Genomic DNA, 504 nt, shown 5'->3' on the forward strand with positions numbered 1-504 from the left:
CTTTAGTTCGCAACTCTCACTTATTCATGAGCAAGCTAATCATCGTAAACGCCAGACCATGATGTTCTCTGCCACAGTGGACTCTGCAGAAATGAGCAGGATGACCGATAACTTACTAAATTCACCTGAAAAGATAGTCATCGACAAGGTGAGCGTCCCCCACACGGGCATTGAGCAACGGTTTTATTTGTCTGATCATGTGGATCATAAAGACAAACAATTGCTTGCTTTACTGAGGCTTAGTGCTCGCCAACAGGCTATCGTGTTTACCGCAACTCGAGATGATACTGCACGTATTCAAACCGCATTGAATGAAAACGGTCACAATGCCCTATTTTTACACGGTGAACTGTTGCAAAACCAACGAAATGCCGTACTCAATGATTTTCTTAATAATAAAGCCGATGTACTCGTCACCACAGACTTAGCGGCTAGAGGCTTAGATATTCGTAATGTAGCACTGGTAATCAATTACGATTTGCCTAAACACGCAGACGAATACAT

At 42.9% G+C, this 504-nt stretch carries 1 protein-coding gene; it reads left to right on the forward strand.

Translation table 11 applies throughout. From position 1 onward, the window contains the following. Positions 1-504, forward strand: a 504-nt coding sequence (locus AC07E3_RS21515) for a helicase-related protein (RefSeq protein WP_478364790.1), incomplete at both ends; no start/stop codon positions are given.

This window comes from Nitratireductor lacus, from assembly GCF_056431025.1.